Consider the following 13351-nt stretch of genomic DNA (forward strand, 5'->3'; position numbering starts at 1 on the left):
GTGTAATATTAAGCAGATTTTCAATCAAGAGGGCTTCAAATTAGAAGATTTTCAAAAAGGCTGTGATAAAAGGGGCCGAAAGTAACAATCCATCAAAACGATCCATAAATCCACCATGCCCAGGAAGTCCTTTTCCAGAATCTTTAATCTCAATTGATCGCTTGAAAAGCGACTCTATAAGATCTCCATACGTACCGGCAATTATTATGATTCCGGCAATTACTAACCACTTCCAATCTTCGATCACATGGAAGTATCTTGTCAAGGCAAAAGCTACTCCTATTGCGGAAAATGCCCCCCCCAGAAATCCTTCCCATGACTTCTTAGGTGAAACCCGCTCGAATAACTTAGTCTTTCCAAATTTTGTTCCCGCAAAGTATGCGCCTGTATCGCTGGCCCAAAGAATCAACAAGCAGCCAATAATGATCTCATAATTATAGGTAGCATCTACTGAAAATACCGCAAGATTTAGCAGAGAAAATGGCACCGCCACATAGAAAAGGCCCAAAAAAGTATATGCGACACCAGTGAAAGGTTTTTTGTCTGTTTTGCGATAAAGTTTAATAAAGAAAGTAATGGAGACAATCGGAAAAATCAAAAAGAAATACTTATCTGATAGATGTTCCTGCTGTACCAAAAAGGTGAGACAGAATATCATCAGCCCTAAGAATGTACCGAAACTTCTCAAAGGAAGCATGCCATCCAATCCACTAAGCTTGTAAAACTCCATTTGTGAAAAGCCCAGAATTCCTGCAAAAACCAAAAAATAGGTGTATTCCGAATAAATACATCCACCCACAATAAGCAAGGCTCCAAACAATCCAGTGATGGCCCTCTGTCCTAGATTACTGTAATTATTGATACTAAAACGTGATCTCATTCTGGACAAGGTTATTCGCCTTAATTAAATCTTTTTGCTGCACTAGTACCTCGTAGTTTCCAAAAATCTGATAAATAGTTTCTTTTTTGTTCAATACCACAGCTTGAATTTGGTTCTCCTCCAAGACTCCTTTTACAATCTCCGCTCGCACTTGCATTGAGCTTTCAAATACCTTATTCCAGTTCTCCATTGGGCTTATTTATTTTCTTAAAGTAAAAGATTCCTGCCAAAAGAACTAATAATCCAATGATTGCAGCAGGATATGACACCGTGTCTGTGGACTCCATATCAAAATCAATCAATCCTTGATTCGAGGCGTAAACCATCAAGACAGTCACTGTATTATTTAAAATATGAGCTAAGATAGGATACGTAAGACTTCCAGAATAATAATAAAGGTAACCAAACATACCTCCCAAAAATAAACGAGGAAGAAAGCCGTAAAACTGAAGGTGAATTGCTGAGAAAATAAAAGCCGTCACCCAAACCCCAGCATGTCCATTCCCTGTATATAAATGCATCTTTGGCTGAATTAGACCTCTAAAAAACATTTCTTCACCTATTCCTGCAAGAATCCCAATAACCAGAACACCCATAAGTAACTCGGGAATTGTCTGAAAATCAGTGAGGTATTTAGTCATCTCCATCAGCTGAGTTTCCATCTCCAGCATCCAAATCTCTAGGTCAGAAAAAACCTCTGGAAGTACCAGTTGAGAATTCCAATACACCAATAGCCCATTGAAAAGCATCCCTCCTATAGCGATAAGAAAAACCAAACCTGCACCTTTGGCATTAAACCTTGGCAATTGAATTTCCCAATGCAAATCTGCTTTATCAATAAAATGCATGACTACATAAGCTGCTAACCAGAATCCTATTCCAGAACCTAATCCCTGTACAAAATACATGGCCATCCGCCCATTTGGAGGAGAATAATCACCAGTCATAAGACCAATTATCTCTTCCATGGTGATATTAAATAGGAATGGAGCAATTGCCAGCGCCACTACCTGTAGTACTATCAAAACACCTAATCCTACTAAAACAATGACTATCAAGGACAAAAGCCAACTCTTTCTCTTGGCAATTTCTGATTCCGTTTCGTATATCTCCATAATTGAGGTAAATTTACGCGCAAATTTAAAATAAGAAGTGGTTAAGATAGGAAACTTGGAGTTAGGGGACTTCCCATTGTTGCTTGCACCGATGGAAGATGTCAGCGATCCGCCGTTCAGAGCAGTCTGCAAACAGAACGGTGCAGACCTCATGTACACAGAATTTATCAGCTCAGAAGGCTTGATCCGTGATGCCGCCAAAAGTGTGGCTAAGCTCGATATTTTCGATTATGAGAAGCCTATTGGGATTCAAATTTTCGGAAATGAAATTGATTCCATGCGTGAAGCAGCAGCTATCGTAGAAGAAGCTCAGCCAGATATTTTAGATATCAATTATGGCTGTCCTGTGAACAAAGTAGCCTGCAAGGGCGCTGGAGCCGGGATTCTTCTGGATATCGACAAGATGGTCTCCATGACCGCTGAGATCGTAAAAGCTGTAAATATCCCCGTCACTGTGAAGACTAGACTAGGCTGGGACCAAAACACAATTCGTATAGTAGAAGTCGCTGAGCGTCTTCAAGATGTAGGAATCCAAGCAATCAGCATTCATGCGCGCACTAGAGCTCAAATGTACAAAGGCGAAGCCGATTGGAGTTATTTGAATCTGGTCAAAGACAATCCACGCTTACACATTCCAGTCTTTGGAAATGGAGATATTGATACTCCTGAGAAAGCACAGGAATACAAGAATAAATACAACGTCGATGGAATGATGATAGGCAGAGCATCCATAGGATATCCGTGGATATTCAACGAGATCAAACATTTCCTTGCCACAGGAGAAAAACTCGCTGCACCAGGATTGGAAGAAAGAATAGCTGTAGCAAAGAAACACTTAGATTTCTCTGTACAGTGGAAAGGACCAAAACTTGGTATTCTTGAAATGAGGAGACACTACACTAATTATTTCCGCGGTATGCCAAATTTCAAACAGTATAGAGCTGAGATGGTTACTGCAGAAACTTATGAGCATGTTTGCGATATCCTGAATCAGGTTTCTGACGTCTACGCAGATCATGTTTTTTAGAAGAAATAGTTAAAAAGTTGGAAGGAGGTAAAGTTGGAAGGTAAACTGCAACTTTACCACCTTCCCTACCTTACCACTTCTCAATTTCCTCAAATGTCAACTACCACCAACGACGGCAACCTTAAAAACTGGGGTTTACTAATTCTACTATCCTTGATCTGGGGCAGTTCATTTATTCTAATCAAAAGAGGCCTGGAAGTTTTTTCACCTGGAGAAGTGGGAGCCTATAGAATAGTCGCGGCCGCCACTTTCTTGTTACCACTTTCTATCCCAAGGCTCAAAAATCTTGATAAAACTCAGATCAAAAATTTGATTATCGTAGGTCTTGTCGGAAGTTTCATCCCTGCTTTTCTTTTTGCAAAAGCACAAACTCAACTCAGTAGCTCCTTAACTGGCGTCTTAAATGCACTCACTCCTCTTGCAGTGGTTGTGATAGGTGCATTGTTTTTCCAGTCTAAAATCACTCGCAGAAATGGAATAGGCCTTGCCATTGCTTTCGTAGGGGTTTTTATTTTGGTTACTGTCAAAGAAGGTTCTGGCTTCGGCGCTTTTACTGATATCAACGCCTATGCTTTCTTTGTGATTTTAGCTTGTATTTGTTATGGATTTAACCTGAATATCATCAAATACCGCTTTCAAAAATTAAAGCCGATTGAGATCACAGCTATTTCATTGATAATGGTTTTGCCTGTCGCATTACTCTATTTAATGGCCGGTACTCAGTTTTCTTATAAAGTCGTGAATATCGAAGGTGCATTGCCTGCCTTGGGTTACATCACATTACTGGGAGTGATGGGAACGGCTATTGCCTTGATCATTTTCAACGTGATGGTAAAGACTGCCACTCCTGTTTTTGCTTCCTCAGTGACTTATCTGATTCCTATTGTTGCAATCTTCTGGGGAGTACTTGATGGAGAAGTGCTTCTTTTCGGTCATTATGTTGGGATTGTGGCAGTGATTATTGGTGTTTGGTTCGGAAATAGAAAGAAAATAGTTCAACCCTGAATTTCCGCCTTATACTAAGTGGTTTTGCGATATAGGCATCAGATGGCGAAACCCAATAATTCGCATTATAAAAACTATAGCATTTTTATAAAGCTTGCTTACAAAGCTTTATAAAATCAGCTAGCTAAACCTTATAAATTATTCATCCGCTCCCTCCATGCAAATGCCAGCTTGGGAAGCTGCTGATAACTATTTATCCCAGCTTTGACGCCTTGAGTTTTTAGAAACACGTCGTTAGTTTTTCTACTTATCTCTAATGAAAATGCCTGAATTGAATCACTGTTTCGCTTGATGGACATCATGTCGTTTTTGATTCCTGGATCGAGATTCTTTAGCCACTCTCTGTAGTCTTCCGGTGCCATTCTATAGTAATCGCGGATCTGATACATCAGCAGTCTCAACTGCCCGGAATAGCGAAGCAATTGGTCCTCACTATTGGTGCAGATCACCCAAGCAATAAAGTTTGCCTCTCCTTCGTCAGTCACGCCATAACTATGCGCCATTTCATGGGCGACAGTAAAAGGTTGTTCTAAAGCGTGTAGCGTAGGGTCTATATAACTTTCGCCCGTAAAAGGAAAATAGATTCCTAGGATACCCATTTTCCTCATAAATCCAGGGGGAGGAAAAAGCTTGGTTCGGGGTCGCCCAGTAAAATTCAATCCAAGCATGTCTAGGTTGTCTGCAATGTTAGCTCTTACCAGTTTTTCCAGCTCTGGATAAGGCAAAATATTTTCAATAGCAGCAGTATCCTGAGTGATCGAGTTCCTGTATTGTTGTGCCAAGCGCTGAGTAATAAGAACTTCATTTTGCAATTCCTCCAAGTTCATGGCGCGTGGACTTAGTCCGAGTTGCTCCACTATAGGTGTCCGCTGATAATTGAAACCCCAAAGAAAGAGAAAGAAGAAAATCAGGGCCCCAAGGCCATTCGCCAAAGCTCGAGAGGAATATAAGACTCTATTTCTCCAACCTACTTTTTTGCGAAGCTTAAAAATATAAATCCCGATGATCAGTATTACCGATAGGATAAACAAATAGACGCTGGGAAAAGGCATTCTTCCCAGCGTCATGTCAATTACATTCCGGATTCCCGGAAAGAAAATTCTAGAATAAATATCGTCAGTTGCTTCAGGATTTTGAGCCGCCAAATAACGTATTCCCAAAGCAATAACTCCAAGAATCGCCCAGGACCAATCTCTCTTACCCATAAAAGAACAACTTAAACTCCCTCTGCTACCACTTCCTTCACTTCAGGAAGCATTCTGGTCAGCAGGTTTTGAATTCCGGCTTTTAAGGTCACCGTACTAGAAGGACAGCCAGAGCATGAGCCTTGCAACTGCACTTTCACCACGCCCTCATGGAAAGAATGGAAAACGATCGCTCCACCATCTTGCTCTACAGCAGGACGAATGTACTCATCCAAAATCCCCTTGATTTTTTTCACCACCTCTGAATCATTCTCATCGAAAAGCGGATCCTTGTCAAATCCAACAGGAACTGGAGCTTTTCCTGCCTCCAAATACTGCTTGATATGATCACGAACGATGCCTTGAACTTCTGCCCATTCTACAGATTCAGATTTGGTAACAGTCACGAAATTAGAAGCTATAAATACTCGCTCGACAGCAGCAAAATTAAAAAGCTCTTGAGCTAAGGGACTTATTTTGGCACTTTCAGCATCCGGGAAATCAAAACTTACTCCCTCATCCACCAACATGAAGTTGGCTACAAATTTCATGGAATTTGGGTTTGGATTGGCCTCCATGTAGAGGTGAACAGGTCTTGCTTGTGCTTGTAGCATGGTATTCTTGATTTTTGTTTAGAAAACCGATTTGCTGGCATTAAGTTCCAGCAAATCCAATTTTCCTGCAAATGTATTATTTATACGGTTCACCCGTAGCAGCATACCAGATTCCTCCGTATAGGTGCTTTAAGAAATCATCCTCTTCCCAGGCGGCCTCCACATGGCCCAAAGCAGTATAAAACACTCTTCCACCGTCAAACTCATGGTACCAAGCCATCGGGTGATTATCTCCATTCCCTCTAGCTACTTTATAGGTACTTTCATCAGCTTTGATCAGCACTTTGATATCAGGATTGATTTCTCTGAATTCATACAGTTCATCAGTCCACAACCAGTTTTTCGGTAAATGCCAAGTCGATGGGTGAGTTTGATCGACTACATCAAGTCTTAGTGTCTGCTGGGCTGGGTGCGAAAGGAAGTAAGCTCCAATCATTTTGTTATACCAAGGCCATTCATATTCGGTATCTGTAGCAGAGTGAATGCCTACAACTCCTTTTCCACTTTGAACGAATCGCTGGAAAGCTGCCTTCTGCTCCTCATTGAAAATCGTCCCGGTTGTGGTGGTCAAGATCACTACATCATATTTCGCCAGTTTTTCATCGGTGAATTCACCAGCATCTTCTGTAGTATAAACACTGAAAACCTGTGTTTTACCCAATTTCTTTAACGCCACAACAGCATCAGAAATGGATTGATGGCGGAAGCCTGCGGTCTTGCTAAAAACCAGCGCTCTAAATTGCTGAGCATTAGACATCAGAGCAATGCTAAAAATCAGCGAAAAGGTGAGAAATATTCGTTTTAAGTTCATAGGGTTTGAGTTGTTGGGTTATTGAAAATTGTATAGTGTATTTGAAACTTGATTATTGATTATTGAAAATTGTTACTTAATGATTTCAAACTTTTCTCCAGCTTCTTTTCTGGAATATGCATTGAAATGCCACCATTCTGAGCCAATTCCTGTGAAACCGTTTGAAGTCATCACGCTGCGAAGAATTTCCCGATTTGCGATTTGTAGGTTGGTTATTTTTGCTTCGGCGAGCATTTGCTCTTCACGATCTGGATAAGCTTGGTAGCCAAAGAAATCGTAGCTAGTGCCCATATCCAACGTAGAATCAGCTTTGGTGTCAAATATGGTCAAATCCACCGCAACTCCGAAGTTATGTAAGCTACCTATTTTAGGATCTGCCACATAAAGCGGTTTCAAACTATCCGGTTTGTCTAAATTATCCCAAAGTATCTGTTGCACAGAAGCTGGACGAACGCCATCGTAAACCAACAAAGTATAATCAGGATATTGAGTCTGGAGCATTTGCTGAGCTTTTTTCAATTGCTCTGCGACTTCAGGTTGAAGAAAAGCCTTAGTCAAATCGCCATAGACATCTTGACCGAAGAAATTGTCTGTTGTGGAATATTTCAATTCTACTTTAATCCCTGGAATAAATCCCTCCAACTCTACCAATCCTTGTTCGCGAAGCGTCTTCTCTAACTCTGGCATTTCCTCCACAAGATCTATTTCCTGGATAGGATCAAGTACTTCCCGCTGCTGCTCGGAGAATATCTCCTGATCGCTCTTCTGGGAAGTGCCACAACCAAGCATTAGTAGTAAAACAGGTATGTAAAGTTTTCTCAAAATTTCTAATTTCTATTGACAAGTGTAGCGGAAGCTTGAGCTGTTGGAAGCACCACCACATCAGCAATCGTTACATGCGGAGGTCTAGTTACAGCAAATTCAATAATATCCGCAATATCCTGAGCTACCAATGGCTCCATTCCCTGATAAACAGTCTCTGCCTTACCTTCATCTCCTTTAAATCTCACCAGTGAAAATTCCGTCTCCACTAATCCTGGGTGAATTGCGACAACGCGAATACCAAAGGAATTCAAATCTATCCTCATCCCTTTTGTGATCGCATCTACTGCATGCTTGCTACCGCAATACACACTTCCGTTGGGATAAACTTCCTTTCCAGCGATAGATCCTATATTGATGATCATTCCTGATTTACGAACTGTCATTCCAGGAATAATAGCTCTGGAAACATACAGCAATCCTTTCACATTAATATCCATCATCGCATCCCAATCATCGAGATTTGCTGACTGCACAGGATCAATTCCGTGGGCATTTCCTGCATTATTGATCAGGACATCGACTGATTTCCATTTTTCGGGGAGATTATCAAGAACCTCTTTCACATTTTCACGATCACGCACATCAAAAACCAATGGCAAAAAATCAATTCCCTGAGGTATTTCACTCTTTAATTCTTCCAGACGATTACCACGTCTTCCGGTGGCGATGATATCAAATCCAATTTTAGCTAGGGTTATTGCAGCAGCTTTACCAATACCTGAGGTTGCTCCTGTAACTAAGGCGATTTTATTTTTCATGAAGGCAAGTTAAAAAAATTATCAATGGACAATTCTTAATAATCAAAGTTCAAGGATGTCAACCTTCCCACTTTACTACTTTTCAACTTTTAACTTCTATTGGAAATTCAGATAAAGCGTAATACTCTTTCTTTTAATAGACTCGATTGCTCCCTGAAGTTCAGGACGGGTGTTTTCTGCTTGATAGGCATTCATCAGTCCATGTGAAAAACGAACCTCTGGAGCAAACTTGAAGTATTTGAAGTAAAACTCGAATCCCATTCCCGCTTCTAGAGAAAAATCCTGTCCGGTCATCACGATGTCATCTACATTAGCTTCATCCTGTCCCTTTGTCCGAAACTGGTAACTCGCTCCGCCTAGCCAATACATTCTAGTATTGTTGAATCTCACCGAACGGTATTTAAAAAGCAAAGGCAGCTCGACCATGGTGGCCTCTGAAGTGTATTCTATAACCTGCCCCAGATTTTCGCTACTGATTATCACATCGCCTCCTATTAATTCTGTATCGATTTGGTCTGTAAAATAGGTAACCTCAGTCTTATACTCATAAAATCCCACCTTGGGCGTAAAAATCAGTGACACCTGATCATGAAATCTCAGAATCCCGATAAACCCTAAGGAAAACCCGGCAGAAAATAATGGCTGAATACTTCTAACATTGTCAAACTCATTCGCAGAGGTAGAATTAAGAAAAGCATCCGTATATTTTATGCGAAGCGTGCTATTGTGGCCGGCCAAAAAGAAGCCGTAGGAAAGCGGTTTGTTGTCTGAGGCTGATGCTGAGGTCAAGCCAAACATACCTTGCCCAAACGTCGGAATCGCCGCAAAGAAAAACACTACACCTACTAGGACTATTTTGTTCCTACGTAGATTGAGCTTATTCCAAATGTGAGTGGTTTGCATAGGTTACTTGTGAATCCGACATTATTCATAATTCTCAGAAAATCCATTCCGTCTGGAAAGGCCTGTACTGACTCAGGAAGATAAGTATAAGCAGAATTGTCTTTCGATACAATTTTGCCAATCTGTGGAAGAATAGCTTTGGAGTAAAAAGCATATGCCTGCTTCATTGGAGCTTTGGTAGGCTTGCTAAACTCCAATATCACCACTTTGCCTCCAGGCTTGAGCACACGATACATATCTGCCAACCCCTTCTCCAGATTCTCAAAGTTCCTAACTCCAAAAGAAACGATGACCGCATCAAACTTATTATCTTCAAAAAGTAGTCCTTCAGAATCTCCGAGCTGAAGCTCGATTTTATCCTCAAGACCTTTTTTCTTCATTTTCTTTCGGCCTTCTTCCAGCATGCCTTCGGAAATATCCACTCCGATGATCTTATCTGGGTTCAATGCAAGTGCTTCAATCGCAAAATCTCCGGTGCCAGTAGCAATATCTAAGATCAATTTGGGCTGATCATCTTTCAGATATTTAATTGCTTTTTTTCTCCAAGTAATATCAATTCCCATGCTGAGCACGTGATTGAGCAAATCATATTTGCCGGAAATGTTATTGAACATCTCAGCTACCTGATCTTTTTTGGAATCTTGCTTGTCTTTATAAGGTACTACGGCCATCTGAATTCTATCTTTGAAAGGACAATAATAGGCAAGAAACACGAGGAAAGGAAAATTGTTCCGCTTCGCTTTCATCCTGCCCTTTTCGGATAATGTCGTACTTTTGCAAACAAACACCAGCAGATGATCCAGAAAGCCACCTTTGTAATCAGTAATTCGAACCCAGGAAATTGTCCTAAGCCAGACCGAGCTGAGATTGCTTTTATTGGTAGATCTAACGTTGGAAAAAGCTCTTTGATCAATATGCTGGTCAATCAAAAGGGATTGGCTAAGACCTCTCAAAAACCTGGTAAAACTCAGTTGATCAACCACTTCATGATTAATGACAAGTGGTACCTTGTCGATCTCCCGGGTTACGGCTTCGCCAAAGTAAACCTGAAAGTAAAGCAAGGCTGGGAAAGCATGATAACTACTTATCTCACAAAACGAGAAAATCTTTGCGGTGTATTTGTATTGATCGATAGCCGGCTACCACCACAGCAGATAGATTTGGAGTTTTTGCTTTGGTGCGGGACACAGGAAGTCCCTACAGCTTTGGTTTTCACTAAAGCGGACAAACAGTCCAAATCAAAAACCGACCAGAACATTCAGAAGTTTTTGAAGAAAACCAGAGAGATGTTCGGAGAGAATCCAGACTACTTTGTCACCAGTGCAGAAGCTAGTACCGGAAAAGAAGAACTGACTAAGTTTATGGAAGAACTAGTAACAGAATATAATGCTAGATGAATCATTTAATTGATAATCCTATATTTGCAGCCTCGAAAAAATAAACCAAATGAATTTTAAAGATCTTGCCACCGTAGCCGGTAAACCCGGTTTGTTCAAAGTTTTGAAGCCTTCTCGCACAGGAGTAATCTTGGAAAGCATGGATGCGAAGAAAACTAAACTCGTTGCCGGCATGTCCCAGCGTGTGTCTATTCTTAGCGATATTTCTATCTACACCTTGACTGAAGAGGGCGCAGAGCCATTAGAGTCCGTGATGCAAAAAATTGAAGCTGAATTCCAGGGTGATCTTGGTTTGGATGCCAATCCTGATGAGGCTGAGCTAAGAGCATTCATGAAGCATATCCTTCCAGAGGTCGATGAAGCTAGAGTTTACACTTCAGACATCAAAAAGTTGATCACTTGGTATAAATTAATCCGTGAGCAGGCACCTGAGGTCCTTCAAAAATCTGAAGAAAAAAAGCCAGAGGAGGTAAAGCCTGCTAAGGAAAAAGAACCAAAAACTGCAAAAGAAACTAAGTCTGGTAAAAAATCAGAAAAATAAAACTAAAGCCCCGGTTCAACTCGGGGCTTTTTTGATACTATCATGAGTGAATCCCTTTCTGAAGAAACTTTTCTACTCCTGCGAAGAGATTTTGACCTACCTGAAAAAGCAGAGGGATTTGACGAAGACCAAGCTATCTCCGTACTTTCCAAAGTCATTGCTTTTATGTTGGATCGGGAATTTGAGCGCTTGCTACAGATTTGCTACCGCATCGACCTGGGAGAGGAAAAGCTGAAAAAAATCCTTCACGAATCTGAACCAGACCAAGTTGCCGTAGACTTAGCAAAAGCTCTTTGGAGTAGGCAAAAGCAAAAAGTGGAAATCAGAAAACGATATACAGCAAATGAATAACCACTTCAATTCTAATTAAACAGAGGTTTCAGTCTATTTTTCCTATTTTAGATTTTCTAAACCATAATATTTTTCCCTATGAAATCGAGCCTGAGTGACGGTAGGCAGACATGACACAAGCGACACACAATGGGATGATTAGTCATTCTGCGAGATTCCATAGCCTGCCCCGACTATTCTGGGCGGCCACTTAAAAAATCAAACTATAAACACATGAAAACTTTTCAAAAACTCTCCTTTCTGCTTTCCATTCTCTGTATCGTTTCCTTCAGCTCCTGTCATCAAGATTTGGACAAAGATCCAGTTAAGTCAGATGCGGAAATTATAGGTTCTGGAATTGCCTGGAAGCTGAGTACTGCCAAAGTTGGTATCTTCAACGTAATCTCTGAAATAGATGACTGTCTTCAAGACAACGTAGTGACTTTTAATTACAGCCCAAGCGTTAAGCTCGGAGTGTTGGATTCAGGGCCTACTAAGTGTAGTTCAACTGAGTCGCAGACTGTTAATTTTATATGGGATTATAACGAATCCACCAAAATCCTGCTTGTCGATACTGATATCATTGAAGTGCCTGGTGCCGAAGGAAATATGATAGTAGAAAGCGTATCGAATAATGAGCTCGTGATTTCACAAAACGTTTCTGTTTCAGGAATTACTCAAAAATTAGTGGTAACCTTTGTTCACTAATAACTTAAAATTCAAGTCAAACTGAATCTATGGAAATTGCCTAGCCCTGTATTAAGGCTTCGGCTATTTCCTTTTTTTATATCATCTAAATACTCCCAAAATGGCGAACCCAATCTGGATCATGACTTCTGCTTTCGACCAACTCAACTTGGATCAAACAGTAGAAAAAGCATTGGAAATTGGCGTACAAGGACTTGACCTTTGCGTTTTCAGGAAGGATGGGACACGTGATGATTTCGTCGCAACACATCTGGATTATGAAAATTTTGGTCCAGACAAAGCAAAGAAACTCATAGCCAAATTCAATGGTAAACAGCTTCGCCTTTCCATTGGAGCTTTTGATAATCTAATCGGTGGAGATCCTGTCGAGCGGATCAAGAATCAAAATCACCTCCTAAAATTGATTCGAATGGCTCACCTACTAGGAGGCGATGAGAATGATGTAAAGGTCGGAACATTCGTTGGCTACAATCATGAATTGGGAAATCAGGAAGGCGGATTTGAGAAAAACCTACTGGAATATCAAAGAATCTTTGGGCCGATTATCCGCTACGCGAATAGCCTTGGAGTGACTGTTCTCTATGAAAACTGCCCAATGGAAGGATGGAGAAGTTCTGGTCATTTTGGAACGTTTAATAACCTGACGGGAGTTTTGGCAGCTAGAAAAATCATGTATGATCTAATCCCAGAAGCCAATCACGGAGAAATCTACGATCCCTCGCATGATGTTTGGCAACGCACTGATCCAGTGGAAGTAATCAAAAACACAGACATGAATCGACTGAAAAGAATTCATGTTAAATCCACTCGAAACAATCCCGATCCTTTTTGGGGAAATATGTATCCCATGCAAGAAGTAAAGTCAGAATGGGCAAAAAAAGCCGGCATTCCTTCCAGCACCAACCCTTGGGACAGACATCACTACGAAGCTACGTTACCTGGTTTTGGGCTTGGAGACTCCATGGATTGGCGAGCCTTTATGACTATTCTCAAAGAGCGCAATTTCGCCGGGCCTTTTGAAATTGAAAATGAAGCAGTTCTCTCTAAGCAAACGGGCAATATGGGAGCAATCGTCCAAGGCTGTAAAGCTGCTGTGCAAAACCTTGCTCCTTTGCTTTATGAATTAGGAGAAAATGGCTGGCAATATCCTGAATCACAGTACAAACCACTTTCGGAAGTCAATCGTGAGGATATTCCGTTGATGACGATGGAGAGATTGTGAAGTCTGAAGTCTGAAAAAAGTACTATCAGAC

At 40.9% G+C, this 13351-nt stretch carries 17 protein-coding genes; 7 read left to right on the plus strand and 10 right to left on the minus strand.

The window, feature by feature from the left end:
* Positions 1-40: 40 nt before the first annotated feature.
* The 3 genes from ACPUEN_RS12575 to ACPUEN_RS12585 are packed head-to-tail and all read right to left on the minus strand — an operon-like array spanning position 41 to position 1995.
* Positions 41-880 carry a phosphatidate cytidylyltransferase gene (locus ACPUEN_RS12575; protein ID WP_111612477.1) on the minus strand — a complete coding sequence of 280 codons (840 nt, stop codon included), beginning with the start codon at positions 878-880 and terminating at the stop codon, positions 41-43.
* On the minus strand, positions 864-1070 hold the full coding sequence (locus tag ACPUEN_RS12580; RefSeq protein ID WP_111612476.1) for a putative signal transducing protein: 207 nt from the start codon (positions 1068-1070) through the stop codon (positions 864-866). Before ACPUEN_RS12580 ends, ACPUEN_RS12575 begins: the two co-directional genes overlap by 17 nt.
* Positions 1054-1995: a CPBP family intramembrane glutamic endopeptidase gene (locus tag ACPUEN_RS12585; RefSeq protein WP_425636267.1), complete on the minus strand. Its 942-nt coding sequence runs from the start codon at positions 1993-1995 to the stop codon at positions 1054-1056. The genes ACPUEN_RS12580 and ACPUEN_RS12585 overlap by 17 nt, the downstream gene beginning before the upstream one ends.
* Positions 1996-2032: 37 nt before the next feature.
* Here ACPUEN_RS12585 and dusB point away from each other — a divergent pair, with 37 nt between their 5' ends.
* Both dusB and ACPUEN_RS12595 read left to right on the plus strand, forming a co-directional pair.
* Positions 2033-3022, plus strand: a complete 990-nt coding sequence (dusB, locus tag ACPUEN_RS12590; protein ID WP_425636268.1) for a tRNA dihydrouridine synthase DusB — start codon at positions 2033-2035, stop codon at positions 3020-3022.
* A gap of 93 nt (positions 3023-3115) precedes the next feature.
* Positions 3116-4027, plus strand: coding sequence for a DMT family transporter (locus tag ACPUEN_RS12595; protein ID WP_111612571.1), 912 nt, complete (start codon positions 3116-3118; stop codon positions 4025-4027).
* Between the two features lie 131 nt (positions 4028-4158).
* Here the strand turns inward: ACPUEN_RS12595 and ACPUEN_RS12600 are convergent, their stop codons facing one another.
* The 7 genes from ACPUEN_RS12600 to ubiE all read right to left on the minus strand — a co-directional run bounded on the left by ACPUEN_RS12600 (position 4159) and on the right by ubiE (position 9793).
* On the minus strand, positions 4159-5232 hold the full coding sequence (locus ACPUEN_RS12600; protein WP_425636269.1) for a DUF3810 domain-containing protein: 1074 nt from the start codon (positions 5230-5232) through the stop codon (positions 4159-4161).
* An 11-nt stretch (positions 5233-5243) separates the two neighbouring features.
* Complete coding sequence (locus ACPUEN_RS12605) at positions 5244-5825, minus strand: NifU family protein (RefSeq protein ID WP_425636270.1); 582 nt, start codon at positions 5823-5825, stop codon at positions 5244-5246.
* A gap of 76 nt (positions 5826-5901) precedes the next feature.
* Entirely contained in the window at positions 5902-6636 is a 735-nt protein-coding gene (locus ACPUEN_RS12610; RefSeq protein ID WP_425636271.1) for a ThuA domain-containing protein, read from the minus strand.
* 72 nt (positions 6637-6708) lie between these two features.
* Positions 6709-7458 carry a M15 family metallopeptidase gene (locus ACPUEN_RS12615; RefSeq protein ID WP_425636272.1) on the minus strand — a complete coding sequence of 250 codons (750 nt, stop codon included), beginning with the start codon at positions 7456-7458 and terminating at the stop codon, positions 6709-6711.
* Positions 7459-7463: 5 nt separating this feature from the next.
* Positions 7464-8219, minus strand: coding sequence for an SDR family NAD(P)-dependent oxidoreductase (locus ACPUEN_RS12620; protein WP_425636273.1), 756 nt, complete (start codon positions 8217-8219; stop codon positions 7464-7466).
* A gap of 96 nt (positions 8220-8315) precedes the next feature.
* The gene (locus ACPUEN_RS12625) at positions 8316-9122 is read right to left on the minus strand and encodes an outer membrane beta-barrel protein (RefSeq protein ID WP_425636274.1); all 807 of its coding nucleotides are present in this window, start codon (positions 9120-9122) and stop codon (positions 8316-8318) included.
* Complete coding sequence (ubiE, locus tag ACPUEN_RS12630) at positions 9071-9793, minus strand: bifunctional demethylmenaquinone methyltransferase/2-methoxy-6-polyprenyl-1,4-benzoquinol methylase UbiE (protein ID WP_425640196.1); 723 nt, start codon at positions 9791-9793, stop codon at positions 9071-9073. The genes ACPUEN_RS12625 and ubiE overlap by 52 nt, the downstream gene beginning before the upstream one ends.
* Positions 9794-9916: 123 nt before the next feature.
* On the opposite strand from ubiE, the gene yihA reads away from it, so the two are divergent.
* The 5 genes from yihA (at position 9917) to ACPUEN_RS12655 (ending at position 13320) form a co-directional block, all read left to right on the plus strand.
* A complete protein-coding gene (gene yihA, locus ACPUEN_RS12635; protein ID WP_111612466.1) occupies positions 9917-10519 on the plus strand; it encodes a ribosome biogenesis GTP-binding protein YihA/YsxC in 603 nt (200 codons plus the stop codon).
* A 49-nt stretch (positions 10520-10568) separates the two neighbouring features.
* A complete protein-coding gene (locus tag ACPUEN_RS12640) occupies positions 10569-11060 on the plus strand; it encodes a DUF5606 domain-containing protein (protein ID WP_425636275.1) in 492 nt (163 codons plus the stop codon).
* Between the two features lie 42 nt (positions 11061-11102).
* Positions 11103-11411: a hypothetical protein gene (locus ACPUEN_RS12645; RefSeq protein WP_425636276.1), complete on the plus strand. Its 309-nt coding sequence runs from the start codon at positions 11103-11105 to the stop codon at positions 11409-11411.
* A 213-nt stretch (positions 11412-11624) separates the two neighbouring features.
* Complete coding sequence (locus ACPUEN_RS12650) at positions 11625-12098, plus strand: hypothetical protein (RefSeq protein ID WP_425636277.1); 474 nt, start codon at positions 11625-11627, stop codon at positions 12096-12098.
* Positions 12099-12198: 100 nt separating this feature from the next.
* On the plus strand, positions 12199-13320 hold the full coding sequence (locus ACPUEN_RS12655) for a sugar phosphate isomerase/epimerase family protein (protein ID WP_425636278.1): 1122 nt from the start codon (positions 12199-12201) through the stop codon (positions 13318-13320).
* The last annotated feature ends 31 nt before the right edge of the window (positions 13321-13351 follow it).

Source organism: Algoriphagus yeomjeoni, from assembly GCF_049821175.1.
Taxonomy (GTDB): Bacteria; Bacteroidota; Bacteroidia; order Cytophagales; family Cyclobacteriaceae; genus Algoriphagus; species Algoriphagus yeomjeoni_A.

Excerpts from the sequence above, each read along its gene's own strand:
- ACPUEN_RS12575 (WP_111612477.1), bottom strand. The coding sequence starts at position 880 with ATGAGATCACGTTTTAGTATCAATAATTACAGTAATCTAGGACAGAGG.
- ACPUEN_RS12580 (WP_111612476.1), bottom strand. The coding sequence starts at position 1,070 with ATGGAGAACTGGAATAAGGTATTTGAAAGCTCAATGCAAGTGCGAGCG.
- ACPUEN_RS12585 (WP_425636267.1), bottom strand. The coding sequence starts at position 1,995 with ATGGAGATATACGAAACGGAATCAGAAATTGCCAAGAGAAAGAGTTGG.
- ACPUEN_RS12595 (WP_111612571.1), top strand. The coding sequence starts at position 3,116 with ATGTCAACTACCACCAACGACGGCAACCTTAAAAACTGGGGTTTACTA.
- ACPUEN_RS12600 (WP_425636269.1), bottom strand. The coding sequence starts at position 5,232 with ATGGGTAAGAGAGATTGGTCCTGGGCGATTCTTGGAGTTATTGCTTTG.
- ACPUEN_RS12605 (WP_425636270.1), bottom strand. The coding sequence starts at position 5,825 with ATGCTACAAGCACAAGCAAGACCTGTTCACCTCTACATGGAGGCCAAT.
- ACPUEN_RS12610 (WP_425636271.1), bottom strand. The coding sequence starts at position 6,636 with ATGAACTTAAAACGAATATTTCTCACCTTTTCGCTGATTTTTAGCATT.
- ACPUEN_RS12620 (WP_425636273.1), bottom strand. The coding sequence starts at position 8,219 with ATGAAAAATAAAATCGCCTTAGTTACAGGAGCAACCTCAGGTATTGGT.
- ACPUEN_RS12625 (WP_425636274.1), bottom strand. The coding sequence starts at position 9,122 with ATGCAAACCACTCACATTTGGAATAAGCTCAATCTACGTAGGAACAAA.
- ubiE (WP_425640196.1), bottom strand. The coding sequence starts at position 9,793 with ATGGCCGTAGTACCTTATAAAGACAAGCAAGATTCCAAAAAAGATCAG.
- yihA (WP_111612466.1), top strand. The coding sequence starts at position 9,917 with ATGATCCAGAAAGCCACCTTTGTAATCAGTAATTCGAACCCAGGAAAT.
- ACPUEN_RS12640 (WP_425636275.1), top strand. The coding sequence starts at position 10,569 with ATGAATTTTAAAGATCTTGCCACCGTAGCCGGTAAACCCGGTTTGTTC.
- ACPUEN_RS12645 (WP_425636276.1), top strand. The coding sequence starts at position 11,103 with ATGAGTGAATCCCTTTCTGAAGAAACTTTTCTACTCCTGCGAAGAGAT.
- ACPUEN_RS12650 (WP_425636277.1), top strand. The coding sequence starts at position 11,625 with ATGAAAACTTTTCAAAAACTCTCCTTTCTGCTTTCCATTCTCTGTATC.
- ACPUEN_RS12655 (WP_425636278.1), top strand. The coding sequence starts at position 12,199 with ATGGCGAACCCAATCTGGATCATGACTTCTGCTTTCGACCAACTCAAC.